The following is a 24,115-nucleotide window of genomic DNA, read 5'->3' as shown; positions in this document are numbered from 1 at the left end:
ACAATCACGACTGTGATGTTCGGAATAACAGACGATGTGCATATACTGTTGTAAAGAAGTTTTGGTGGAGCCAAGCGGGATCGAACCGCTGACCTCCTGCTTGCAAGGCAGGCGCTCTCCCAGCTGAGCTATGGCCCCATATAATCACCCCAAAAAGTGAGGTGTAGCTTCGAGGTTAATTCCGATTACTTTTCGGGGACCCCGGTACTTGCTATTCAATTCTAGATTGTTATATGGTGGGCCTTGGTGGACTCGAACCACCGACCTCACCCTTATCAGAGGTGCGCTCTAACCAACTGAGCTAAAAGCCCATATAACAAAACTTGCAGTAGTGAAGCAATCAATGAATTGATTGTTCGCTTGGCGGCGTCCTACTCTCCCAGGACCCTTCGGTCCAAGTACCATCGGCGCTGGAGGGCTTAACGGTCGTGTTCGGGATGGGTACGTGTGGAACCCCTCCGCTATCGCCACCAAACGCATACGAAAGAGACTTGCTCTTTCAAAACTGAACACGAGTGAGTGTCCGAACCCGAAGGTTCTATTGTGGAAGCGAAGCTTCCGATTTGAATGTCTTCGTTGCAGAAGACGATTCTCCATAGAAAGGAGGTGATCCAGCCGCACCTTCCGATACGGCTACCTTGTTACGACTTCACCCCAATCATCTACCCCACCTTCGGCGGCTGGCTCCCTTGCGGGTTACCCCACCGACTTCGGGTGTTGTAAACTCTCGTGGTGTGACGGGCGGTGTGTACAAGACCCGGGAACGTATTCACCGCGGCATGCTGATCCGCGATTACTAGCAATTCCGACTTCATGCAGGCGAGTTGCAGCCTGCAATCCGAACTGAGACCGGCTTTGCTGGGATTGGCTCCACCTCGCGGCTTCGCTTCCCGTTGTACCGGCCATTGTAGTACGTGTGTAGCCCAGGTCATAAGGGGCATGATGATTTGACGTCATCCCCACCTTCCTCCGGTTTGTCACCGGCAGTCACTCTAGAGTGCCCAGCTTCACCTGCTGGCAACTAAAGTCAAGGGTTGCGCTCGTTGCGGGACTTAACCCAACATCTCACGACACGAGCTGACGACAACCATGCACCACCTGTCTCAACTTTCCCCGAAGGGCACCTGATGCATCTCTGCTTCGTTAGTTGGATGTCAAGACCTGGTAAGGTTCTTCGCGTTGCTTCGAATTAAACCACATACTCCACTGCTTGTGCGGGTCCCCGTCAATTCCTTTGAGTTTCAGTCTTGCGACCGTACTCCCCAGGCGGAGTGCTTACTGTGTTAACTTCGGCACCAAGGGTATCGAAACCCCTAACACCTAGCACTCATCGTTTACGGCGTGGACTACCAGGGTATCTAATCCTGTTTGCTCCCCACGCTTTCGCGCCTCAGCGTCAGTTACAGCCCAGAAAGTCGCCTTCGCCACTGGTGTTCCTCCACATATCTACGCATTTCACCGCTACACGTGGAATTCCACTTTCCTCTTCTGTACTCAAGTCACCCAGTTTCCAGTGCGACCTCAGGTTGAGCCCAAGGTTTAAACACCAGACTTAAATAACCGCCTGCGCGCGCTTTACGCCCAATAATTCCGGACAACGCTTGCCCCCTACGTATTACCGCGGCTGCTGGCACGTAGTTAGCCGGGGCTTTCTTCTCAGGTACCGTCACTCCGGTAGCAGTTACTCTACCGGACGTTCTTCCCTGGCAACAGAGCTTTACGATCCGAAAACCTTCATCACTCACGCGGCATTGCTCCGTCAGGCTTGCGCCCATTGCGGAAGATTCCCTACTGCTGCCTCCCGTAGGAGTCTGGGCCGTGTCTCAGTCCCAGTGTGGCCGTTCACCCTCTCAGGTCGGCTACGCATCGTCGCCTTGGTGGGCCGTTACCCCACCAACTAGCTAATGCGCCGCAGGCCCATCCCCAAGCAGCAGATTGCTCCGCCTTTCATTCTTCTCTCAGGAGAAAAAAGAAATTATCCGGTATTAGCTACCGTTTCCGGTAGTTATCCCAGGCTTGAGGGCAGGTTGCCTACGTGTTACTCACCCGTCCGCCGCTAAGTCTGAAAGGAAGCAAGCTTCCTCTCAAACTCCGCTCGACTTGCATGTATTAGGCATGCCGCCAGCGTTCGTCCTGAGCCAGGATCAAACTCTCCAAATTGGTATTTAGAAAGAGCGATTGCTCATTTTGAAACATCTGACGAGAATTTACATTCTCATTTTTGGATCTCACCGAAGTGATTTCCCACTCACTCGTTGTTCAGTTTTCAAAGATCAATGTCTCATCTTTTGTCGTTGATGTTTGTCTCAGCAGCGACCTTTATAATATATCACAGCACCCTTGTTTCAGTCAAGCGTTTTTTTAATTTCTTTTTTCGCTTTAGCTTCCAGCAAGTGATCCGAAGATCTCCTGTCCAAAGGGCCGAGACTTAATGTATCATGAATCAGGAGCCTTCGTCAACCTCTAAAACAAAGTTAATTTTAATCCCAATAACAGCGCCACTCCCGGTAGCCCAAGAATGGTTACAGCACCTATGGTTGTAGGGTTAAGCGGAATGTGCAGATCGCTTACAACTCCTGAGAAATTAACGATATAAATCCCGAGCGCCGCCAATATAAGATGGGTTCCAAATACACTCAACCAAGCCCAGCCCAGTCTTTTCCTGAATACAATCAGGACCAGCAGCGCTGCAGATATAATCAGAACACCCATCGCAACAGTTCTTAGCATTGTTCTCCTCCTCGCTGACTCAGTCTGTTCATACTTGCAGCTGGCTCCGGTTAAGCCCCAGCCGCTTGGCATCCTTAAGGTGTATCTGATATTTGCGCTCAGCCGCCTCCAGGATATAGATTGCATAGTCAATCTGATCCTGGCCCAGCGCCTCATCAAACATCAGGTAAGCCCGCTCCCATTCAGACTGCGCTTTACGTACCTCTTGGTATACTGTCCCCCATTCCTCTTCCGTCTGCACTGCCTTTTCCTTATCCGTATTCCCGCTCAGCCACTTGGTACTCCACCAACCCATTGCAATCCCTCCTAAGATATATGAATAACTGCAGATGCAACCGGTGATTCACACCCGTTAATCTCATACATATCGGAATAGGGACAAACTTAGAACCGGGAGAGGGAGCTTAGCAGAACTTTTAGCAGAATATGAGCGCTTCTTCCGAAAATCAAAAAAGGAGCCCGAGGGCTCCCTACACTTATAATACAACAGCACAACACTCAGAACAGCTCACGACGGCCTTCCAGCGCCTTCGACAGGGTTACCTCGTCCGCATACTCAAGATCGCCGCCTACAGGCAAGCCATGGGCTATCCTGGTGATCTTGATCTCAAAGGGACGGACAAGACGCGAGATATACATGGCAGTGGCTTCCCCTTCAATGTTGGGGTTGGTAGCCATAATCAGCTCCTTCACCCGCTCATCGCTGAGTCTGGTCAGCAGCTCCTTCAGCCTTATATCATCCGGCCCTATGCCTTCCATCGGCGAAATTGCACCCTGGAGCACATGATAATAGCCGTCAAATTCCTTGGTTCGTTCGATAGCCACCAGATCCTTCGAGTCCTGAACCACACAGATTACCGAAGCATCGCGGGTTTTGTCCTGGCAGATCCGGCACGGGTCGGTATCCGTTATGTTGCAGCAGACCGAGCAATAATGAAGATTACGCTTGACGCTGACCAGGGCTTTGGCGAAATCAATCACCTCGTCCTCCTTCATGTTCAACACATGAAAGGCCAGCCGGGCAGCTGTCTTCGGGCCAATCCCGGGCAAACGTGTAAAAGCTTCTATTAGCTTGGCTAGCGGTTCTGGATAATACAAAGTATCGGTTCTCCTTTGGCAGGGAGTGGAGTAAGCCTAGAACAAGCCAGGAATCTTCATTCCGCCTGTGAATTTACCCATATCGTTGTTCGCCAACTCTTCTGCCTGGGTAAGAGCATCATTAACAGCAGTGATCACCAGATCCTGCAGCATTTCGATATCCTCCGGATCTACAACCTCCGGTTTGATCTGAATGGACAGCAATTTCTTGTGTCCGTTCACCTGAACGGTAACCACGCCGCCGCCGGAAGAACCTTCAATCGTCTTACTGCCCAGCTCTTCCTGGGCTTTGAGCATCTGCTCCTGCATTTTTTTAACCTGCTTCATCATTTGGTTCATATTATTCATAGATCATCTCTCCTTTGGGATGCGCAACTTCGCGCTGATAGCTGAATCCTTATTCTTTTATGACAACAAGGTCTTCTCCAAAGAGCTGGATCGCCTCATCAATCCATGGTTCGGACTTGCCTTCGCCGCTCTCGTGCTCATGCTCCAGACGCAGCTCCTCTGTTCCGGCCGAAGCCGCAGATTTCGTCGCAGCTTCATTCCAGTCACGCATCATCATAGTTACCAGCCGGAATGGCTTACCCAGCTTGGCATTCATTACGTTCTCGATGACCTGCCGGTTCGCAGGCTTCTCGGTAGTATCCCGGTGAATGGTATTCTTAAAAGCAACCAGCACGGCATCTTCCATCACCGCCACCGGCTCACCGTCCACAAACCACGCATGTACCGTGACCTTCTCTTCCTTCACACCCTGAAGAACAAGACTCCACTGCTTATAGACCGCGGTAAAATCAGGACTGTCCTTACCCGCAATAAACTTATCCAGCTGCGGGGGAAGCTTAGAGGCCGAGGATACGCGCGGAGCGCTTGGCGGGGCAGTACGCTGCGCTGCCTGCTCACGCCCGCCGCCGGCAACTCCGCCGGCTTGAATAGCCTGCTCCAGCTTCTTCTCCAGCGCGGCAATCTGCGCTCTGAGCTGATCCAGCTCAACGGACTGTACCTGCGGAGAACCATTTGCAGCTGCAGGTGCGGCTGCATTCACTGCCGGATCGCCTACAGAGGGAGCAGCAGCATCCTGCGGACCGCTGCACAGCTTCATCAGCGCTACCTCGAATATGGTCTGCGGATGTGTAGCATACTTCATCTCTCCCAGATAACGGCTCAGCGTCTCCACAATCAGGAATAAGCGGTCGCGGGTAAAGGCCTTAGCCATATCGCGGAAATCTGCCGGATTCAGCACGCGGTCCGTTAGCTGATCCGCTCCAGGCACCATCTTGATCATCAGTAAATCGCGGAAATAATACAGAAGATTCTCCAGGCACTTATCTGCGCTCTTACCCTCATGCATCATCTGATCCACAAGCTCCAGCAGCTGCCCCATGTCACTCTCAAGAATAGCATTCGCCAGACGCGCGAACTGCTCGGAGGGGATGCCCCCGGTCATTCCCAGCACCTGCTGATAGGTCACATTCCCATCTGTAAAGGATGAGATCTGATCCAGGATGCTGAGCGCATCCCGCATTCCTCCGTCAGACAGGCGGGCGATATACTGGAGCGCATCTGCATCTGCTGTAATGCCTTCCTTCTGGCAAATCTCGGTCAGGCGGCCCGTCTGTTCCTCCAGTGAGACCCGGCGGAAGTCAAACCGCTGGCAACGCGAGATAATCGTAGCCGGAAGCTTGTGCGGCTCGGTAGTCGCCAGTATAAACATCACATGCTGCGGAGGCTCTTCGAGCGTCTTCAGCAGGGCATTGAATGCCTCTGTTGTCAGCATATGCACTTCATCAATAATATACACTTTACGGCGTACTTCGGTAGGTGCATATTTCACCTTATCCCGCAGATCGCGAATCTCTTCAACGCCCCGGTTGGATGCCGCATCGATCTCCTGAACGTCCATGATGTTGCCTGCCGTAATCCGCAGGCAGGACGGACATTCATTGCAGGGCTCAGGACCCGGGCCCCGCTCGCAATTGACTGCCTTGGCCAATACCTTGGCCGCACTCGTCTTACCGGTTCCCCGCGGTCCGCTGAACAGATAGGCATGCGAAACCCGTTGTTCACGGATCGCATTCTGCAGCGTCTGGATAATATGCTGCTGCCCTACCATATCTTGAAACGACTGCGGCCGCCAGGCACGGTACAGCGCGATATGTTCCACTATGCATTACCCTCTCTCAGGCTGCCGCTTTCCGGCATTTGTCGCTAATTTATTATACTATATTCCCAAGTCTTTGACCAAGCAGAAGCGGCTCACCGTCCGAAAGGTAAGGATATTAGCCAGAGCGGGAATAATATCTCATAACCTAGGATACCTAGAAAAACAAAAAGCATCTTTGCTTGTAGCAAAGACGCTATCATCATCCTTATTTAAACCGTGCACCTGTTATTGATGGCTGCGATCCAAGCGGTAACCCTACAAAACTGCTCGGGCTAGGCCACCCTCCGGCACAAGAGCAAACTCGCTTATGGCTGCTTCCTTCCGGACCTGACCAGGTTCACAAGCACTCATTGCGGAGGACCCAACCGTCAACACAGCCCATAGGAACCAAGGCCTCACATCGACAGCACCTCTAACAGGAATTCAACCTCGCTACAGCGGATTGCGAGTTACAGGGCACCGCTACCTCCCCGTCTAGCACGGCGAAGATAAGTATAGCTTACGGACAGGCAAAAATCAACTATGCAATATTAGACACCGTATTTCTTCTTGAATCTGTCCACACGGCCGCCGGCATCCAGGAACTTCTGCTTACCGGTGAAGAACGGGTGACAGCTTGAGCAAATTTCGACGCGAAGCTCCTGTACTGTCGAGCCGGCTTCAAACGTGTTGCCGCAAGCGCAGGTTACCTTCGTTACATTGTACTTGGGTTGAATGGTTGTTTGCATATGAAATCTCACCTCTCACGCCCTAAGCCTCATGCGGGCCTAGAGTTATATGATTACGCAAGCTACATTCTAGCATGCAAGGCCCAGGCTCTGCAATAGGCCTGCCATTCTTAAAATAATAAGGCCTAAAGCTGCACTCTGCGCTGCTTGGCACGGGCCAGCTCAGCAGGGGGGACATGGGTAAAGGAACCAATCACAACCTCCGGGAGCTCCTCACGGAAGATCTCCAGCATGGTCTTCATGCCAAGGATCTCACCCCGTGCAGGGGGAATAAGCTCCAGATAGCTCTCCGGGTCAATATTGAGATTACGCATCTGAATGAGCTTAAGATCTGTACGTCTGACGAACTCCACCATCGCTTCAATCTCTTCCTCACGGTCTGTAACCCCCGGGAAAATCAAATAGTTAATGGAGGTGTATACGCCTTGTGAGGCAGCGTACTTCAGCGACTTCTCCACGTTAGCCAGCGTATACCCGCGAGGCTTGTAATAGGCGTTATAATGGTCATCCAGCGCACTGATGGTACTAACCCGCATCAGATCAAGACCGGCATCGACAATGCCGCGGATATGATCGCTTAAGCCGGCATTGGTGTTAATATTGATATAGCCCATATCCGTAATGGACCGGACTTCACGGATAGATTCAATAATCAGCTTCGCCTGCGTAGAAGGCTCACCTTCACAGCCCTGTCCAAAGCTGACAATGGATTCCGGCGTCTTCAGGTGCTCCAGCATCACTTGCGATACTTCGTTCACTGCCGGACGGAAGCTCATCCGTGTCTGCGGAGACACAAACCCGCTGTCATCGGGCTGTTCAGAGATACACCCGAAGCAGCCGGCGTTGCAGGAGTATGAGACCGGAACAGCGCCTTCCCAGCGGCCGAGGAAGGTATTGGACGAGGTTAAGCATTCATATTCCAGCGCGCAGTTGGACAAGTGATTATACAGACGGTTCTCCGGGTATTTGGCAGTCAGTTCGCCCACACCGGTCTTCACATCGTCCCGGTCGCAGTTAAGCGGGTTCCACTGCTCCGGATCATCCGTAAGATCAGCCGCCACATAGAATCCGCCGTCCTTCCATACTACAGCGGAATATCCGAAGAGCGGAAGCTTGTAGGTCTTGTCTGTCTTGACGTAACCGGGAAGGCACAGGCGGGTGTATCCCTGCGGCAGCAAGGCTCCGACAGCCTGCGAACCTGCCGGCAGGGGCAGCATCTCGCCGGTCTCCGGATTCATCCCAATCGCCCGGGTGCTCGGGAGCCCGACCAGCGTGGCCCCCTCAGGCAGCGGAACCAGCTCTTCCTCCAGTATCTCAACGATCATATCGCCACTGCGGGCCAGGGCATACAGCTCGGGATGATCATATACGTTTCCTTGTTCGTCGGCATATACCAAATACATGTTATTCTCCTCTTGTTATCTATTCTCAGGTAGTCGGCACAGTAGGCGCCTTGGGACGCGTGGTGCGGCGGGCAGACGAGCCACTGTTCGAGGTACCGCCTTTGCTGGCCGTACCGCTTGCTGACGAGGAATCCTTGCCTCCAGCCACATCGAAGGAGGCCAGGAACTCCGCATTCGTCTTGCTGTCACGCAGCTTCTTCAGGAATCCTTCTACGAAGTCATAGGATTCATTCATATTTTTACGGATCGACCAGATGGTATCCAGCTCTTCCTTGCTAAGCAATACTTCTTCACGGCGCGTACCCGAACGGCGGATATCAATTGCCGGGAAGATCCGGCGTTCAGCCAGCTTACGGTCCAGATGGAGCTCCATGTTCCCTGTACCCTTGAATTCCTCATAAATAATATCATCCATCCGTGAGCCGGTATCAATCAGTGCGGTGGCAAGAATAGTTAAGCTGCCGCCCTCCTCCACGTTACGTGCGGAACCGAAGAAACGCTTAGGCCGATGGAACGCGGCAGGATCAATCCCTCCGCTAAGTGTCCGGCCGGATGGCGGAACTACGAGATTGTAGGCACGGGCAAGACGGGTAATGCTATCCAGCAGAATAACGACATCCTTCTTGTGCTCTACCAGACGCAGCGCGCGCTGAAGTACAAGCTCTGCCACTTTAATATGATTCTCCGGCAGCTCGTCAAATGTCGAAGCCACTACCTCACCTTTTACCGAACGCTGCATATCTGTTACTTCCTCGGGACGTTCATCGATCAGCAGAACAAATAGTGCAATCTCGGGATTGTTCGTAGAGATACTGTTGGCAATTTCTTTGAGGAGGAGCGTCTTCCCTGCTTTGGGAGGTGCTACAATCAAACCGCGCTGCCCCAGACCTACAGGAGCAAGCAAATCCATGATACGGGTCGATAAATGAGTTGGGGATGTTTCGAGCGGCAGCTTATCTTGCGGATAAAGCGGCGTAAGCGCCGGAAAATGTAACCGTTCAGCTGCAGTTGCCGGGTTCTCGCCGTTGACGGCATTCACCTGCAAGAGTCCGAAATAGCGTTCGTTCTCCTTCGGCGTCCGGCATTTCCCGGAGACCAGGTCACCGCTTCTAAGGTCGAACTTGCGGATCTGCGATGCAGAGATATAGATATCCTCCGCACTCGGCAAGTAGTTAATCGGCCGAAGGAAGCCATAGCCTTCCGGCAGAATCTCAAGCACGCCTTCCATAAACATTAGACCGCTCTGCTCTGCCTGTGCTCTAAGAATAGCGAAGATTAACTCCCGCTTCTTAAGCGTTCCGTAATAAGGAATCTGGTATTTCTTGGCGAGCTTATACAGATCGGTAAGCTTCATTTCTTCCAGATCGGAAATTTGAAGATCCATGTGCTATAACCACCTATTCAATTTGTGTATGATGAGTTCTAAACTATGAGTCTATGAAAATGCTTATTAGGATAGGATTACCCGAATTGGAAGGAGATATGCATTTAAGCAGCCAATTTCTGCCCTTGCCAATCCGGGTATTCTCATTATTCGTTCTCGCGCCAGACATCGGCTCCCAGACTGCGAAGATTACTTACGAGGTTGTCATAACCGCGGTCAATATACTCTACACCTGTCACTTCGGTGATACCTTCTTCAACAGTAAGACCGGCAATCACCAGCGCTGCGCCTGCACGGAGGTCGGCAGCCTTCACCTTGGCTGCATTGAGCCGGCCGCCTTCAATGATAGCGGAACGTCCCTCTACACGAATCTTAGCGCCCATGCGGACCAATTCAGGAACATGCTTGAACCGGTTACTGTAGACGAAATCGCTCAGGACGCTAACGCCTTCAGCCTGAGTCAGCATGCTCGTCATTGGAGATTGCAGATCGGTCGCGAAACCGGGATAGATCAGCGCCTTGACATCCGCGTGCTGGTACTTGGCCTTGCCGATCACCCGGATACTCTCATCCAGTTCTTCTATGTCAACTCCCATTTCCAGCAGCTTGGCAGTGAGCGCCTCCAGATGCTTGGGAATCACGTTATCAATTAAGACATTGCCCCGCGTAGCCGCTGCGGCAATCATGTAAGTTCCAGCCTGAATACGGTCAGGAATAATCGAATGTCGGCAACCGTGCATTTCGTCTACGCCTTCAATCCGTATTGTTTCGGTACCGGCGCCCTTAATAACAGCGCCCATGGAGTTGAGCAGGGTAGCTACATCTATAATCTCAGGCTCTTTAGCCGCATTTTCAATAATTGTAGAGCCTTTGGCACGGGAGGCCGCGAGCATAATGTTAATAGTGGCGCCGACACTGGATACATCCAGATAGATCTTGGCACCGCGCAGTTCTTTGGCATACAGGTGAATCGAGCCATGGTCATTGGTAACAGTCGCACCAAGCGCCTCAAAGCCTTTGATATGCTGGTCAATCGGACGGGGCTCAAAATTACAGCCGCCGGGTAATCCAATGGTCGCTTCCTTAAACCGGCCCAAAAGTGCGCCCATCATATAATAAGAGGCCCGGAGCTTCTTCACCGGTCCGTTAGGCATGGGAATGGATACGATACGGGAGGGATTAATTCTCATTTGGCTGCCTGTCCATGACACGCTCGCGCCAAGCTCCTCCAGAATCTCGGAGTAAACGGCAACATCACTAAGCGCAGGCAAATTATCCAGCACAACTTCAGACTCCGCCAAAATGGCTGCAGGAATAAGCGCAATGGCGCTATTCTTTGCTCCGCTGATGGTAACAACGCCCTCTAGCGGACGTCCGCCGCCAATCATTAATTTTTCCATAAATTTATCTGGTTCCCCCTACGTGTATTGCAGCTTGTTGTGGCAATACCAGTTGTGGCTTAAGGTGACATAAGGACTGCTTGTGATTGGTGATTAGAAGAAGAAACGGCTGCGCCGCCCTTACCTGAAGGACGGCACCCGTTTCTGAGGAAAACGAAATAGCTTGTGCGGAAAAACGTTATGCGGCAGGGTAATTAGGCTTTGTTGCTGGATCCGAATTCGCGGATTTTGCCGATAACAGTCTGCTTGATAGCATCGCGGCCCGGTGCGATGAATGTACGCGGATCGTAAGCATCCGGCTTAGCAGCAAGAACTTCGCGGACAACCTTAGCGAACGCGATTTGGTTCTCAGTGTTAACGTTGATCTTGGAAGTACCCAGGGAGATGGATTTCTGAATGTCATGTACCGGGATTCCAGTACCGCCGTGAAGTACAAGCGGAAGGTTAACTGCATCGCGGATTTCTTCCATTTCCTTGAATCCAAGGTTTGGTTCGCCCAGGTAAGGACCGTGTACGGAACCCAGTGCAGGAGCCAGAGTGTCGATGCCTGTTTCTTTAACAATGCGTACGCATTCGTTAAGGTCAGCGTATTGGATGCCGCCGATAACGTCATCTTCCTGTCCGCCTACAGTACCAACTTCTGCTTCTACAGAAACACCTTTAGCGTGAGCATAGTCAACAACCTTCTTGGTCATCTCAATGTTATGATCAATCGGGTGGTGGGAGCCGTCGATCATTACGGAAGTAAATCCGGCATCGATAGCTTCTTTACATTTGTCAAAGCTTGAACCGTGGTCCAAGTGGATGGCTACAGGAACGGTGATTTTCATGTCATGAATAAGACCTTCAACCATCTTAACTACTGTGTAAAAGCCGCCCATGTGACGAGCTGCGCCTTCGGATACGCCAAGGATTACCGGTGACTTCTCTTCTTCTGCTGCACCAAGAATCGCTTGCGTCCACTCCAGGTTATTGATGTTGAACTGGCCAACTGCATATTTTCCTTCAAGTGCTTTGGTCAACATGTCTGTCATAGATACTAATGGCATGGTTTCAATCCTCCTAAAATATTGGGTTGCTTATATAAGCCGACATCACATACAGGCCTATTATAGCACATCCTGTGTTAAATACTAAATAGGATACACAAAAAAATGTCCCGGCGGGACGATATTCAGCCAACCCTTTGCCGGCGGACCATTTGCTCATTTTAGCGTATCCATAACAGGATGTCCCCAAACTATAATTTCTAAGCTAGCTGCATTGATCTACTGATTTGTTGTGCAGGTGCATATTGACGGCAACACGCATCTCATCGATATCAAACGGCTTGGTAAAATGCATCAGGGCTCCCAGTTTGGTCGCTTCCTTAATCATGTCCAGCTCTCCGTAGGCCGTCATCATAATGACCTTGATCGCCGGATTAAGCTCCTTCAGATGCTTGAGAATCTCGAGTCCGTCCATCCCCGGAATTTTCATATCCAGCAAAACCATATCCGGCGATTCGTTCCTGACAATGTCCAGCGCCAATTTCCCGTTAGCTGCCTGAAAGGTGGCATAACCTTCACTATTGAATACTTCCATGAGAAGAATCCGGATTCCATTCTGATCGTCGACGATTAACACTTTTTTCTTTTCCATACGTTACCCTCCCAGAGTTTAAGGCAGATTGTCCATACCGCGCCCTCTCAACAGCTAACGGCCCCGCTTCAACTTAGTCTATACGAAACCTATTATTCGTGCTTTGCAGCCAAAATCCTGCTAATTGGCTAAAATGCGTAAATCTATGCCATATAAAGGAGGAATTCCGGCGAAAAAGCGGGAATACAGTCCCCTTGCATTCCGGGAGCTATTGTGCAAAGGGTGTTTTGTCAAAAAGAAAGCCCCCGTACCGGGAGCTCTCACAGGCCTGTCTGGCCTATTCATTCTATAGTTACATTTGCTCGGAATGTGTAAGCGAGGCTTTGACAAATTCACGGAACAGCGGCTGCGGACGATTCGGACGGGAAGTGAATTCCGGATGGAACTGCACGGACAGGAACCACGGATGACCCGGCAGCTCCACAATCTCCACCAGACGTCCGTCAGGGGAGGTTCCCGAAATAACCAGACCTGCCTTCTCCATCTCATCACGGTAAGCATTATTGAATTCATACCGGTGACGGTGACGTTCGTAGACCAGCTCATCGTCATAGCAGGACATAGCCAGGGAATCCGGCAAAAGCTTGCAAGGATACAGGCCGAGGCGCATCGTGCCGCCCATATCTTCGATATCCTTCTGCTCTGGCAGAAGGTCAATCAGCGGATGCGGAGTCGCAGGATCGATCTCGGAGCTGTTCGCTCCTGCCAGTCCCAGCATGGAACGGCCGTACTCGATGACAGACACCTGCATTCCCAGGCAAATGCCGAAGAACGGAATGGACTGCTCCCGCGCATAGCGGATGGCCGAGATCTTGCCTTCGATTCCCCGGTCACCGAAGCCGCCTGGAACCAGAATACCCCCGATGCCGCCCAGCAGCTCGTCCACATTCTCATCCGTCACCAGCTCTGCATCAACCCACCGGAGCTTCACTTCGGCATTGGAGGCAAATCCGGCATGGGACAAGGATTCAACCACGCTCAGGTAAGCATCGTGCAGCGCCACATACTTGCCGACGATAGCAATCTCAACGGTACGCTCCAGCTTCTGAATCCGCTCCAGCATGCTCTCCCATTCGCGCATATCCGGTGCAGGAGTGGTCAGCTTCAAATGATTGACGACAATCTCATCCAGACCTTCGTCGCGCAGATTCAGCGGCACTTCATAGAGCGTCGAGGCATCGCGGCATTCCACAACGGCGTTCGCATCAATATCACAGAACAGAGCCAGCTTGGCTTTCATATCGTCGGTGAGCGGATATTCCGTACGGCATACGATCACATTGGGCTGAATCCCGATGCTGCGCAGCTCCTTGACACTGTGCTGGGTCGGCTTTGTTTTCACTTCTCCGGCTGCTTTGATATAAGGAATCAGGGTTACGTGAATGTACATGACATTCTCCCGGCCGATGTCGCTCTTGATCTGACGGATGGCTTCCATGAACGGCAGACTCTCGATGTCGCCCACGGTGCCGCCGATTTCGGTAATGACTACATCGGAGCCGGTCTCACGGCCTGCACGGAAGACGCGTTCCTTGATTTCGTTCGTAATATGCGGGATAACCTGTACGGTTCCCCCTAAGTATTCCCCGCGGCGTTCTTTGCTGATGACTGAGGAATAGATTTTGCCTGTGGTTACGTTGCTGTTCTTGGACAGGTTAATGTCAATAAACCGCTCGTAATGCCCAAGGTCGAGGTCGGTCTCCGCGCCGTCATCGGTCACGAATACTTCCCCGTGCTGATAAGGACTCATTGTTCCCGGGTCCACGTTAATGTAAGGATCGAATTTCTGGATCGTTACCTTGAGCCCTCTGTTCTTGAGCAGTCTGCCCAGCGAAGCAGCGGTAATGCCTTTGCCAAGGGAAGACACAACGCCACCCGTTACGAAAATATACTTTGTCACTGTAAAACCCTCCTAAATAAAGTCCAGAAATTCAGGGGACGCTTGCCCCTTATCGTATCCCTTTTTTCCATCATCCAACCGGGGAACCCGAAAGTTGCTTCCACCCGCCAAAATTCAAGGCCGGCAGCCTGGAAATCGCGGAAAACCGCAGCTTCTTGGCATACAAATTAAGCGAAGCCTATTCCTTCTTATCTTGTAAAAAAACAAAAAAGTGACACCCGTAGACCCGGGGCACTTTTTATTTTAGAAAACAATATTAACTTTCATTATAAGCCCATGCAATAGTTTACTCTGAGCGTCCCGCCCCTGTCAAGGGAGGAATTGCGCGCTGCAAAGACTGTTCTAAAATTTATCTTCCTCGTCCTCATCGTCGGCATCGTCTTCTTCGCCGTCTTCGGAATCTTCATCATCCGATTCGTCTTCGTCAATGTCGTCTTCATCGATGACCACATCTTCGTCAACTTCCTCTTCGCTGTCGTCGTCGGAATAGAGGTCGTCGCGATCTTCGTCAATCGCATCGAAATCCTCTTCCTCGGCAGCATAATTCTCTTCTTCATCAGTGAAGTCGTCATCTTCCAGATCGTCGTCTTCGTCGTTGATAATCCGCACACGCTTGGTGTTGCCGACAGGGTCATCGGAGCGTTCGAGCGGGTACCAGCGCTTCAACCCCCACAGGTTGGTTCCGACACAGGCAAAACGTCCGTCAATATTAATCTCGGTATATAGCTGGGCGATCGTATCTTGGCTCTCTTGATCGGTCAACCCGCGCAGCTTGGCAACCTCCACCATCAGATCACGGTAGTAGTAAGGCGTATTGGCTGCCTTAAGCACCAGGAAGGCCAGGTCTACCATCGGCATTTCTTTTACTTTCTCAGGGTCCAGCTTTAAATTGAGTGGCGTACTCACTAAAGGACACTTCCTCTCACGCATTGTTCACATTCAATCATGCTTCATTCATGATATCCATTAACAAAACTAAGTAAAACCTATTTGCGGGTAAATTGCAAGTCTATTGCAGCAAGATCAGGGAAACAGATTCTGCGGTCCTGCCGCTGGAAGAAAGCTTGTCCGCCTGGACAGGGCAATAAATGGGATGAGCATGTTGAGACTTATACAAGTGGAAACGGCTTTACTGTCCTAATTAAAGGACGGTACCGTTTCATCGGGAAATAGAAGGATAAATTATCGTGTGAAACCTATAATTTCTTATATTTTTCCCAAAAAGGCGGAGGGGTTACCCCTCCGCGCATGACTGTATCCACGCCAAGGATCGGCTCCTTACGGGATGTTGCAGGGCGCCTCGCGGTTCCCTCTGTTTATTTTATGTAAACTCCAGCCTTTTGACACGATGGGCAGCCTATTTCGTTAAAAAAGGGCAAGTTCCCATTCGGACGCCATCCCCCTTTCATACAATATGGCAGCACGGCACCGAGGAGGGGACGGCGTAACCTATGGATTATTACGGATTTTGGCAGATGCTGCTTGAAGAAATGAAGGCTGCCTCCAAAAGTGCACCACGGCACATTGTGACCTTCAACGACCCCCGCATGTATGCCGGCGCCTTGTCGCAGTGGAAATCTCTGAAGAGTAAAAAGCCTGGCCTGCGGCAGGTTCAGGTCTCTACGCTGATCCGGGCTTTTTTCGTGCCCGCCGCCGGAGCAGAGCGGCTGATGGACCGTTATGCAGATTCCCTCAGTATAGAAGAAGACCACCGGATTAAGGTTCACTCGCCCCTGGCGGACAAAAGCGGTTCCGCCCTGATGCCCTGGGGGATCAGGGCCATCCGTGCTCCGCAGGCCTGGTCCAGATCGACCGGCGTCCATGTGAAGATCGGCGTCATCGATACGGGCGTCGATTTCCGCCACCCCGATCTCCGGCATTCTCTGGCCTCCGGGGTCAACCTGCTGAACCGCGGCATGATGCCGCTGGATGACAACGGCCACGGCACACATATTGCCGGCACCCTGGCGGCGGCCGGGGGCGCGCGCAACATGATGGGCGTAGCCCCCCGGGCGCTGCTCTATCCGGTCAAGGCCTTCGACCACAACGGCTCCGCTTATGTGTCGGATATTGTCCTTGGCATCGATTGGTGCGTACAGAACAAAATCGATATCATTAACATGAGCTTCGGGATGAGGAACCGGAGCAAGGCTCTGCATGATGTGGTGATCAAGGCCTACCGGGCCGGGATTGCCATCATCGCTTCCGCCGGCAACGACGGCAAGCGCGGCGGGGATTACCCCGCGCGCTATCCGGAGACGATTGCCGTAGGCGCCCTTGACAGAAGGCAGCGCGTCGCAGCCTTCAGCAACCGCGGACCGTACATCGATGTGTACGGTCCGGGCGAGGGCATCCCCTCCTGCTGGCTGCGGGAGGGGTACAAGGAAATGAGCGGCACCTCCATGGCGACCTCGCATGTCACCGGTGCCGCGGCCCTGCTGCTCGCGCTGCGGCCGGGGCTGTCGCCCCGCGAGCTGAAGCTGCTCTTGCGCCGCACCGCCTCGCCGGTGCGGCTGCGTAAGGGCCAGCGCCGCGCATCGCTGGGAGGCGGCGCGGCCGATGCGCTGCGGCTGCTGCGCGTAGGCATCCGGGCCCGGCGCGGCAGCGGCAGCGCCGCTAGCGCCGCAGGCAGCGGAGCCGGTGGCAGCGGCGGAAGCGGCAGCGGAGCGAAGGCCGCTGCTGCGGCAAAGGCGTAAGGTACAGTGGCATAATGAGATCAAAAAGCGCCGCCCCCAGAAAATAGGGGCGGCGCTTTCCAAGTATAGTTACATCCGGTCCGGTGCGGTAACACCAACCAGCCGCAGGACATTGGCAATGGCCGTCCGTGCAGCGCCCAGCAGGGCAAGGCGGGCTACTGTCTGAGCGGCATCCTCAGTGATTACGCGCTCTGCCTTGTAGTAGCTGTGGAACAGCGAAGCCAGGTCGTATACATAGCGGACCAGGCGGTGCGGTGCATAGCCCTCGGCGGCAATGGTAATCTCCGCAGGCAGTTCACCGATTTTGCGGAGCAGATCATATTCATGTACGGCAGTCAGCTTGCTGTAATCAATCTGGGCTGCATCCGGCACTACAATCCCTTGCTCCTCCGCTTGGCGGAATATGCTGCAAATCCGCGCATGTGCGTATTGTACATAGAATACAGGGTTCTCATTGGATGTCGAAATCGCCAGATCCATGTCAAAGTCCAGATGCGAATCCATGCTGCGCATGGTGAAGAAGTAACGGATTGCGTCGATTCCGACTTCCTCCATCAGGTCTTCCATCGTCACGGCTTTGCCGGTACGCTTGGACATCTTGACCTTCTCGCCGTCCTGGAACAGGCTGACCATCTGGGCGATCAGCACTACGAGCTTCTCGGGATCATTGCCGAGCGCCGCCATGGCCGCCTTCATCCGTGGGATGTAGCCGTGGTGGTCGGCTCCCCAGATGTTGATCATCGTGTCGTAGCCGCGGCCGTATTTGTCGCTGTGATAGGCGATATCCGGCGTGAGGTACGTATACGTGCCATCGTTCTTGATCAGCACGCGGTCTTTATCATCGCCGTATTTGGTGGTCGCAAGCCAGGTGGCGCCTTCCTTCTCATAGACTTCTCCGCGCTCGCGGAGCTCATCCAGTGAACGTAGCACTTCTCCGTTCTCATAGAGGGAGGTTTCACTGAACCAGATATCGAAGTTAACCCGGAACCGGCTGAGGTCGCGTTTGATTTTGTCCAGCTCCTTGGCAAGCCCGTAGGTACGGAAGAATGCCGCCCGGTCGCCTGGTGTCATAGCCAGCAGGGAATCGCCCTTCTCCGCCACCAGCTCCTTGGCGAAGCCCTTGATGTCCTCTCCATGATAACCGTCCTCCGGCATCTCGGCCGGCTGGCCCAGCTCCTGCAGGTACCGGGTCTCGATGGATTTGCACAGATTGGCGACCTGGTTGCCGGCATCATTAATGTAGTATTCCCGGGTCACGTTGTAGCCGGCATAATCCAGCACGTTGCACAGGGCATCGCCGACCGCAGCCCCGCGGGCATGTCCCAGATGAAGGCTGCCGGTAGGGTTCGCGCTGACGAACTCCATTTCTACACGCTTGCCCTGGCCTATGTTCACACGGCCATAACCGTCACCCTGCTCGGCCACAAGTGCGATCACGGGGTAGAGATAGCTTTTGGACAAAGTGAAGTTAATGAAGCCCGGTCCGGCAATCTCCGCCTTCTCAATAGAAGCGCGGCCCGTATCCAGATGCTCTATAATCGCCTCGGCGATCTGCCGGGGGTTACGCTTAGCAATCTTGGTCAGCTGCATCGCAGCATTCGTAGCCATATCTCCATGGGCCTTGTCCTTCGGTACTTCCAGCACAATGGCCGGCAGCTCTTCGCGGGACACCAGACCTGCGGCTACTACCGCATCGGCGATGGCCTCCTTCACCCGTTCATGGGCAAGCTGGAGCGGATTTAAAGATTGTGTCATGATTGTGGTTCCTCCTGTATATTCAAACTTATAGCGAACTGTCCTGATATTTCCCCGTATACGTAGAGATCATATTCCCATGAAACGGCAAGCGATCTTCCTTCGCGCTTGATGTCCAGTGTCTTCGTGTCTGTGGTGAGATTGAACTGTGTATAAGGCGAGCGGTAGAATCCGGGCAGCGGTTGCCCCAGCTCAAAGGACTGCTCCGACTGGACAGCGCCATGGCGGATAAGCTTGATTCTGCCCTCTGAAATCTTCAGTGTGTTGCGTACCACAACTGCTGCGCCTTCGGGCGCGGTCTGCTGCTCTTCATAAATGATGTACAGCGCCTGCCCCTTGGCAATAGCCTCTCCTGCAGCATGTACCACACTACGCTCTGTGCCCTGCACACTCTCCAGCGTTACCGAAACGCCGTATTTGCCTTGCGGTCCTTCAGTCATCACATGTTCCCCGCTTATTCGTACTTGTAATCATAGAGGTCATATTCGCTTTCCCATTGTACACTATATCCAGATCAGGAGGGCATTTCAATCGCTTTTTCATCTGCCCTGGCCCTCACAGCGGCAATAATGCCACACTCTCCCTGCCGCGAAGCTGGCTGATCATCGATGTCCAGGCTTCCGGCTTGTCCTCCAGCACGGCGTAATAACGGGTCAGGAAATCGGCCACCAGCGGCGCCGCGAGGCTCTCCAGCTCCTCATCTCCGGGCATGAAGCAGAGGTCCAGACCGGACACGGCCTCGCCATCTCCCTGCCAGGAAGGGTGGACATAGGGAATATCTATTCTTTTATAGCCCAAATGCGACAGAACTTCACGGCGGACGTACGGGTCCATCGGCTTAATTCCGCCAAAATCATATCCCACACGGTACGGATCATAGATCTCAGCGAACATCCCCAGCAGCTCCGTGTGATTCTCAGCCGCCAGCTTCTCCAGGTCCTTCAAGCGTTGACGCGCCAGAAAACGGCCAATGCCCAGCCCTTCCCGGCCAATGATGGTGAAATCGGTCATCGCTACATTCCAGTCGGCATAGTAACGGTATTCCGTAGTGCCTACAACCTTCCCTTCATGCACCGCAGCGAACACGCGTATTCCCGGATCGGCAAGCGGCTCCTTCCACAAGCTGTACTCCAGCACTTCCTCGGGCGGAAATACATCCGACAGCAGCTGATGCACCTCTCTGAACAACGGGTCGGCAATATCTGTAATTCTTCTATAATCCATAGTCAAGGGATCTCCTCCAAGTGATAGGCTGTATTCATTTATTGAAAAGGATTCCGCCATTCCATCAGCGCTGCGTAATTCCCTGATTCCTCGTCCTCCAGATAACCTGCGACCACACGAACGGGAGACCGGCCGCACCGCAGCAGAAAAGTAATCACCGGATCAGACCAGCTTCCGGCGATAACCCCGGCCAGATACTCTTCCGCTGTCATCTGCCCGGCCACCCGGTGATAGCCCGGCATCCGGCCCGCTCCCAGCAGCCGCTCCAGCTTCTGCTGCACGACCACATGGTATAACGACTGGACCAGCTCCTTGCCCAGACCCAGCTTGCGGTACCCGGGACGGACACACAAATCCGCGATATACAGCGTGTTCCCGCCCGGCTGATGCGTAGTGAGATAACCGTCTGCCGTAACCTCTGACCACGTATGATGATGCGCCGGCGCCTCCGGGTCGAAATTCATCAGAAATCCGGTAACCGATCCGGCCAGCTCCCCGGCCACCTCTACACATAAGGCCCCTTCCGGAAAAAGTGTCACGTGATTCAGCAGCTGCTCCCGGTTCCACCACAGCTCCGCAGGATAAGGCGGCGGGAACGCCTCGGACTGAATCGTGATCAGCTCGGTGAAGTCAGCTTCCGTATAGGAACGGATCACCGCAGGCACCGGCGTCTTGCCGTCCAGAGCGTAGAACTTCTTATAATACATCCGTTAGTCTCCCCCTTACGTCCAGTCGGTGTACAGATCAGTGCGGCGGTCACGCCACGTGGTTACAGACCCGTGTTCCCGGACGCGATACAGCAGCTCCAGATCCAGATCGGCGGTGATGATCATATCGTTGTTGATCTCTCCTTCGGCCAGCAGACCCTGCGGAGGGAACGGAATGTCATTGGGTGTGATAATCGCCGCCTGGCCGAAGTTGGCCCGCATCAGATCAACGGTAGGCAAGGAGCCTACGGTCCCGGTCAGCACCACGTAGACTTGATTCTCGATAGCCCGCGCGTGGCTTGTATACCGTACCCGGTGGAAGCCGTGGCGGTCATCCGTGCAGGACGGGCAGAAGATCACATCTGCGCCCTTGGCCCGGGCCATGCGTACAATCTCCGGGAATTCAATGTCATAGCAGGTCAGCATGGCAATGGTCCCATGATCTGTCTGGAATACCTGAAGCTCCTCACCCGCCCCCATATTCCAGTCCTCTACCTCAGCAGGGGTAATATGCAGCTTGGCCTGCTCGGCAATTCTTCCGTCCGGGTAAAAAAGATGGGCTACATTATACAGCTTGCCGCTGCGCCGCAGCACATGGGTCCCCCCAATAATGTGTACCGCATACTTCCTCGCGTACCCGGAGAACATCTCCAGGTAACGGTCCGTGAACTGCGGCAGATCCTCAATCCCCAGCGCCTCCCCGTCCTCGCCTCCTATCGACATCAGCTGTGTCGTAAGAAATTCAGGGAAGAGAATAAATTCGGCGCCGTACTCGCCGGCCGTCTTGATATAGTGCTCACACTCGGCAGCAAACTCCCCGAAGGAGGAGATGGTGTGCAGATGATATTGTACAGCAGATACGCGAAAAGCCATGGCGGCAGTCCTCCCGTGCATGATAGTTACATGCATTTTCATAAGTATCTAAAATTTTACCATAACCGTTCACAAGTAGAAACGGCTTTGCCGTCCTTTTAAAGGACACTCCCTAGTTCCCCGCCGGGTCGGGCAAGTTCCGCTTTCTCTGCCAATGGTGAATATCTCCTCTCATCCTTTCCCATAATGAGGAATACAAGCCGCAGCAGCCCTCACGGGGCCAGCCTGTGTCACTGCTTGAATTCGAAGGAGCCTGATACCATGACGCGCGATTCTGCCACACCCAAAGTCCGCAAACGCCGCTTCCGCCTGCTCTTTCGGCTGCTGGCCGTCTCCGCCCTGCTCTTCCTCCTGGCAGCCGGCGCTCTGCTTGGATACCTATATCAGAAGCCGCTCCCCCCGCTCGGGGATGATGTCCGCTCCAGACTGCTTGACGCACGGGGCAATGTGATGACCACCTTCACTACAGACGGCCGCAGCCGCGAGCCTGTTGAGCTTAACCGGATCTCCCCGCTGCTCATCAAGGCCACGCTGGCTGTGGAGGACCGGAAATTCTATAATCATATCGGCTTTGATCTGAAAGGCATGGGGAGAGCGGTGCTCGCCAATCTGGAGGCGGGCAGACGCACGCAAGGGGCCAGCACCTTAACCCAGCAGCTCGCGCGCAATCTGTACCTGACCCATGAGAAGACCTGGACCCGCAAGGCCAAGGAAGCGCTATACACTCTGCAGCTGGAAATGAAATACTCTAAGGATGAAATCCTGAATATGTATTTAAATGAAATCTACTACGGACACGGCGCTTACGGAATCGAGGCTGCGGCCCGGATGTATTTCGGTAAAGCTGCCGCAGATCTGGATCTGGCGGAGAGCGCCCTGCTGGCCGGAGTGCCCAAGGGACCCACCTATTATTCTCCTTATAATCATCTGGACAGCGCCTTGAAGCGTCAAGGCATTATCCTGGCTGCCATGGTCGAGACGGGGGATATTACGGAGTCGCAGGCACAGGAGGCCGCTAAGGAGCAGCTCAAGCTGAGCCCGCAGGGTCAAAAGGATACCACGGTGGCTGCACCCTATTTCCGCGATTATGTGCGCAGTCAGGTGATCGACAGCCTGCATATCAGCAGTGACGAGCTGGACCGGGGCGGGCTGAATGTCTATACAACGCTTGACCCGGATATGCAGCAGGCTGCGGAAGCGGCGGTGGATCAAGGGATGGACCACAGCAGCGAGCTGGAGACAGCCCTGGTCTCCGTTGATCCCCGTACCGGCTATGTGAAGGCTATGGTCGGGGGCACAAATTACCGGACCAGCTCCTTCAACCATGCGCTGGCGAAGACGCGCCAGCCCGGCTCTTCCTTTAAGCCGATTATGTATTTGGCGGCGCTGTCGACCAAAGAAATGACCGGCTTGTCCGTCTTCAACAGCCAGCCGACGCTGTTCCATTATGATAACAACCGCAAGACGTACCAGCCCCGGAATTTCGGGGATAAATATCTGGGAGAGATTAATATGCGGCAGGCCATTGCCGCGTCCGACAATATCTATGCAGTGAATACTATTATGAAGATCGGGGCAGATAAGGTCGCCGCCATGGCGGCCGCCATGGGGATTAACAGCCCGCTGCAGAGCGTTCCTTCTCTGGCGCTTGGAACCTCGCCTGTCAGCCCGCTGGAGATGGCCGCAGCCTTCGCAGTGATTGCGAATGGCGGAGTGAAGCAGCCGGTCACTGCGGTCCTGAAGATCACGGATGCGGGCGGACATCTTCTATATGAAGCTCCGCAGCCAGAGGGTCAGCCAGTGGTTGAGCCGGCAGCGGCTTACGTGTTAACCCGGCTGATGGAGGGGGTCTTCGAGAGCGGAGGCACCGGGAACCGGGTGGCCTCGATGATCAAGCGTCCGGTTGCCGGCAAGACCGGCACTACAGATACCGACGGATGGATGGTAGGCTTCACGCCTGAGCTCTCAACCGCCGTCTGGGTCGGATACGATAAGGGCCGCGATATTGCGACCACCGACGGCAGGCGGGCAGCACCGATCTTTGCCGGATTCACGGAAAAAGCACTGGAGAATGTGCCGCCGAAGATTTTTCCCATTCCCGATGGCGTGGTCAGCGTATATGTCGATCCGCTGTCCGGCATGCTGGCTACAGCAGACTGTCCGGAGAAAAAGCTGGAGACTTTCATCAGCGGCACAGAGCCTACCGCATATTGTGACCAGCATAGCTCCGGTGAACCCGGTGCTTCCGGAAGCTCCGATCCTTCCGGACCTGCCGATCCGGTCAAGGAAGAGCATTCCCTATGGAATAATATCAAGCGCTGGTGGATGAACTAACCGGGGATTGCCGCTCCCCGCTGTCTGCGTTACGATGGGGAGACTGGCAGAGGCGTACGCCCGCCTAACTCCGCC

20 protein-coding genes, 2 tRNA genes, 2 rRNA genes and 1 other RNA gene are annotated in these 24,115 nt (G+C 53.6%); 2 read left to right on the top strand and 23 right to left on the bottom strand.

The features are described from left to right. Positions 1-62: 62 nt before the first annotated feature. From NST69_RS32095 to rpoE, 18 genes are all read right to left on the bottom strand, one after another. Positions 63-138 (bottom strand) — tRNA-Ala (locus tag NST69_RS32095). A 96-nt stretch (positions 139-234) separates the two neighbouring features. Next, positions 235-311, bottom strand: a tRNA-Ile gene (locus NST69_RS32090). A 47-nt stretch (positions 312-358) separates the two neighbouring features. Continuing rightward, positions 359-475, bottom strand: a 5S ribosomal RNA gene (gene rrf, locus NST69_RS32085). A gap of 124 nt (positions 476-599) precedes the next feature. Further along, a 16S ribosomal RNA gene (locus NST69_RS32080) occupies positions 600-2,160 on the bottom strand. Positions 2,161-2,463: 303 nt separating this feature from the next. Then, positions 2,464-2,730 (bottom strand): pro-sigmaK processing inhibitor BofA family protein, encoded by a 267-nt coding sequence (locus NST69_RS32075; RefSeq protein ID WP_076084856.1) that lies wholly within the window; start codon positions 2,728-2,730, stop codon positions 2,464-2,466. Positions 2,731-2,758: 28 nt separating this feature from the next. Then, positions 2,759-3,025 carry a DUF2508 family protein gene (locus NST69_RS32070; protein WP_076084853.1) on the bottom strand — a complete coding sequence of 89 codons (267 nt, stop codon included), beginning with the start codon at positions 3,023-3,025 and terminating at the stop codon, positions 2,759-2,761. Between the two features lie 203 nt (positions 3,026-3,228). Then, positions 3,229-3,828, bottom strand: a complete 600-nt coding sequence (recR, locus tag NST69_RS32065) for a recombination mediator RecR (RefSeq protein WP_036698882.1) — start codon at positions 3,826-3,828, stop codon at positions 3,229-3,231. 36 nt (positions 3,829-3,864) lie between these two features. After that, positions 3,865-4,176 carry a YbaB/EbfC family nucleoid-associated protein gene (locus NST69_RS32060; protein ID WP_036698884.1) on the bottom strand — a complete coding sequence of 104 codons (312 nt, stop codon included), beginning with the start codon at positions 4,174-4,176 and terminating at the stop codon, positions 3,865-3,867. Between the two features lie 49 nt (positions 4,177-4,225). Then, the gene (dnaX, locus tag NST69_RS32055) at positions 4,226-5,995 is read right to left on the bottom strand and encodes a DNA polymerase III subunit gamma/tau (RefSeq protein ID WP_342548068.1); all 1,770 of its coding nucleotides are present in this window, start codon (positions 5,993-5,995) and stop codon (positions 4,226-4,228) included. Positions 5,996-6,209: 214 nt separating this feature from the next. After that, positions 6,210-6,478, bottom strand: an RNA gene (gene ffs, locus NST69_RS32050) — signal recognition particle sRNA large type. A 47-nt stretch (positions 6,479-6,525) separates the two neighbouring features. After that, positions 6,526-6,723: a 50S ribosomal protein L31 gene (rpmE, locus tag NST69_RS32045; protein WP_036724459.1), complete on the bottom strand. Its 198-nt coding sequence runs from the start codon at positions 6,721-6,723 to the stop codon at positions 6,526-6,528. A 125-nt stretch (positions 6,724-6,848) separates the two neighbouring features. Further along, entirely contained in the window at positions 6,849-8,126 is a 1,278-nt protein-coding gene (locus tag NST69_RS32040; protein WP_342548067.1) for a radical SAM protein, read from the bottom strand. A gap of 25 nt (positions 8,127-8,151) precedes the next feature. Further along, positions 8,152-9,510, bottom strand: coding sequence for a transcription termination factor Rho (gene rho / locus NST69_RS32035; RefSeq protein ID WP_036724456.1), 1,359 nt, complete (start codon positions 9,508-9,510; stop codon positions 8,152-8,154). A gap of 146 nt (positions 9,511-9,656) precedes the next feature. Continuing rightward, positions 9,657-10,910, bottom strand: coding sequence for a UDP-N-acetylglucosamine 1-carboxyvinyltransferase (locus NST69_RS32030; RefSeq protein WP_036724455.1), 1,254 nt, complete (start codon positions 10,908-10,910; stop codon positions 9,657-9,659). Between the two features lie 194 nt (positions 10,911-11,104). Further along, a complete protein-coding gene (gene fba, locus NST69_RS32025; protein WP_036724454.1) occupies positions 11,105-11,959 on the bottom strand; it encodes a class II fructose-1,6-bisphosphate aldolase in 855 nt (284 codons plus the stop codon). A gap of 205 nt (positions 11,960-12,164) precedes the next feature. Further along, a complete protein-coding gene (locus NST69_RS32020; RefSeq protein WP_036698896.1) occupies positions 12,165-12,551 on the bottom strand; it encodes a response regulator in 387 nt (128 codons plus the stop codon). Positions 12,552-12,843: 292 nt separating this feature from the next. Then, positions 12,844-14,451, bottom strand: a complete 1,608-nt coding sequence (locus NST69_RS32015; protein WP_036724451.1) for a CTP synthase — start codon at positions 14,449-14,451, stop codon at positions 12,844-12,846. A gap of 342 nt (positions 14,452-14,793) precedes the next feature. Continuing rightward, positions 14,794-15,357 carry a DNA-directed RNA polymerase subunit delta gene (gene rpoE / locus NST69_RS32010; RefSeq protein WP_036724449.1) on the bottom strand — a complete coding sequence of 188 codons (564 nt, stop codon included), beginning with the start codon at positions 15,355-15,357 and terminating at the stop codon, positions 14,794-14,796. Between the two features lie 545 nt (positions 15,358-15,902). On the opposite strand from rpoE, the gene NST69_RS32005 reads away from it, so the two are divergent. After that, the gene (locus NST69_RS32005; protein WP_081751108.1) at positions 15,903-17,147 is read left to right on the top strand and encodes a S8 family peptidase; all 1,245 of its coding nucleotides are present in this window, start codon (positions 15,903-15,905) and stop codon (positions 17,145-17,147) included. Positions 17,148-17,216: 69 nt separating this feature from the next. Here NST69_RS32005 and argS read toward each other — a convergent pair whose 3' ends face one another. The 5 genes from argS to NST69_RS31980 form a co-directional block, all read right to left on the bottom strand. Next, positions 17,217-18,902, bottom strand: a complete 1,686-nt coding sequence (gene argS, locus NST69_RS32000; protein ID WP_036724447.1) for an arginine--tRNA ligase — start codon at positions 18,900-18,902, stop codon at positions 17,217-17,219. Next, on the bottom strand, positions 18,899-19,342 hold the full coding sequence (locus NST69_RS31995) for a DUF1934 domain-containing protein (protein ID WP_036724444.1): 444 nt from the start codon (positions 19,340-19,342) through the stop codon (positions 18,899-18,901). The genes argS and NST69_RS31995 overlap by 4 nt, the downstream gene beginning before the upstream one ends. A gap of 115 nt (positions 19,343-19,457) precedes the next feature. Continuing rightward, the gene (locus NST69_RS31990) at positions 19,458-20,126 is read right to left on the bottom strand and encodes a hypothetical protein (protein WP_036724443.1); all 669 of its coding nucleotides are present in this window, start codon (positions 20,124-20,126) and stop codon (positions 19,458-19,460) included. Between the two features lie 38 nt (positions 20,127-20,164). Further along, on the bottom strand, positions 20,165-20,833 hold the full coding sequence (locus NST69_RS31985; protein ID WP_036724441.1) for a GNAT family N-acetyltransferase: 669 nt from the start codon (positions 20,831-20,833) through the stop codon (positions 20,165-20,167). A gap of 15 nt (positions 20,834-20,848) precedes the next feature. Continuing rightward, a complete protein-coding gene (locus NST69_RS31980) occupies positions 20,849-21,706 on the bottom strand; it encodes a carbon-nitrogen hydrolase family protein (RefSeq protein WP_342548066.1) in 858 nt (285 codons plus the stop codon). Between the two features lie 261 nt (positions 21,707-21,967). Here NST69_RS31980 and NST69_RS31975 point away from each other — a divergent pair, with 261 nt between their 5' ends. Further along, on the top strand, positions 21,968-24,040 hold the full coding sequence (locus NST69_RS31975; protein WP_209879501.1) for a PBP1A family penicillin-binding protein: 2,073 nt from the start codon (positions 21,968-21,970) through the stop codon (positions 24,038-24,040). Positions 24,041-24,115 lie beyond the last annotated feature (75 nt).

It is taken from the genome of Paenibacillus sp. FSL P2-0089 (assembly GCF_038595095.1).
Classification (GTDB): domain Bacteria; phylum Bacillota; class Bacilli; order Paenibacillales; family Paenibacillaceae; genus Paenibacillus_AQ; species Paenibacillus_AQ silagei.
The sequence above is the reverse complement of the archived record's forward strand: the minus strand, read 5'-3'. Positions and strand labels throughout refer to the sequence as shown.

What these genes read in the sequence shown, in the direction of transcription:
- NST69_RS32040 (WP_342548067.1), bottom strand. Translation starts at nt 8,126, where the DNA reads ATGTATTTGGTATATGCCGACGAACAAGGAAACGTATATGATCATCCC.
- NST69_RS32060 (WP_036698884.1), bottom strand. Translation starts at nt 4,176, where the DNA reads ATGAATAATATGAACCAAATGATGAAGCAGGTTAAAAAAATGCAGGAG.
- rho (WP_036724456.1), bottom strand. Translation starts at nt 9,510, where the DNA reads ATGGATCTTCAAATTTCCGATCTGGAAGAAATGAAGCTTACCGATCTG.
- NST69_RS32030 (WP_036724455.1), bottom strand. Translation starts at nt 10,910, where the DNA reads ATGGAAAAATTAATGATTGGCGGCGGACGTCCGCTAGAGGGCGTTGTT.
- NST69_RS31985 (WP_036724441.1), bottom strand. Translation starts at nt 20,833, where the DNA reads ATGTATTATAAGAAGTTCTACGCTCTGGACGGCAAGACGCCGGTGCCT.
- NST69_RS32070 (WP_076084853.1), bottom strand. Translation starts at nt 3,025, where the DNA reads ATGGGTTGGTGGAGTACCAAGTGGCTGAGCGGGAATACGGATAAGGAA.
- NST69_RS31990 (WP_036724443.1), bottom strand. Translation starts at nt 20,126, where the DNA reads ATGGATTATAGAAGAATTACAGATATTGCCGACCCGTTGTTCAGAGAG.
- NST69_RS31975 (WP_209879501.1), top strand. Translation starts at nt 21,968, where the DNA reads ATGACGCGCGATTCTGCCACACCCAAAGTCCGCAAACGCCGCTTCCGC.
- NST69_RS32020 (WP_036698896.1), bottom strand. Translation starts at nt 12,551, where the DNA reads ATGGAAAAGAAAAAAGTGTTAATCGTCGACGATCAGAATGGAATCCGG.
- NST69_RS31980 (WP_342548066.1), bottom strand. Translation starts at nt 21,706, where the DNA reads ATGGCTTTTCGCGTATCTGCTGTACAATATCATCTGCACACCATCTCC.
- NST69_RS32005 (WP_081751108.1), top strand. Translation starts at nt 15,903, where the DNA reads ATGGATTATTACGGATTTTGGCAGATGCTGCTTGAAGAAATGAAGGCT.
- NST69_RS31995 (WP_036724444.1), bottom strand. Translation starts at nt 19,342, where the DNA reads ATGACTGAAGGACCGCAAGGCAAATACGGCGTTTCGGTAACGCTGGAG.
- rpmE (WP_036724459.1), bottom strand. Translation starts at nt 6,723, where the DNA reads ATGCAAACAACCATTCAACCCAAGTACAATGTAACGAAGGTAACCTGC.
- fba (WP_036724454.1), bottom strand. Translation starts at nt 11,959, where the DNA reads ATGCCATTAGTATCTATGACAGACATGTTGACCAAAGCACTTGAAGGA.
- NST69_RS32075 (WP_076084856.1), bottom strand. Translation starts at nt 2,730, where the DNA reads ATGCTAAGAACTGTTGCGATGGGTGTTCTGATTATATCTGCAGCGCTG.
- argS (WP_036724447.1), bottom strand. Translation starts at nt 18,902, where the DNA reads ATGACACAATCTTTAAATCCGCTCCAGCTTGCCCATGAACGGGTGAAG.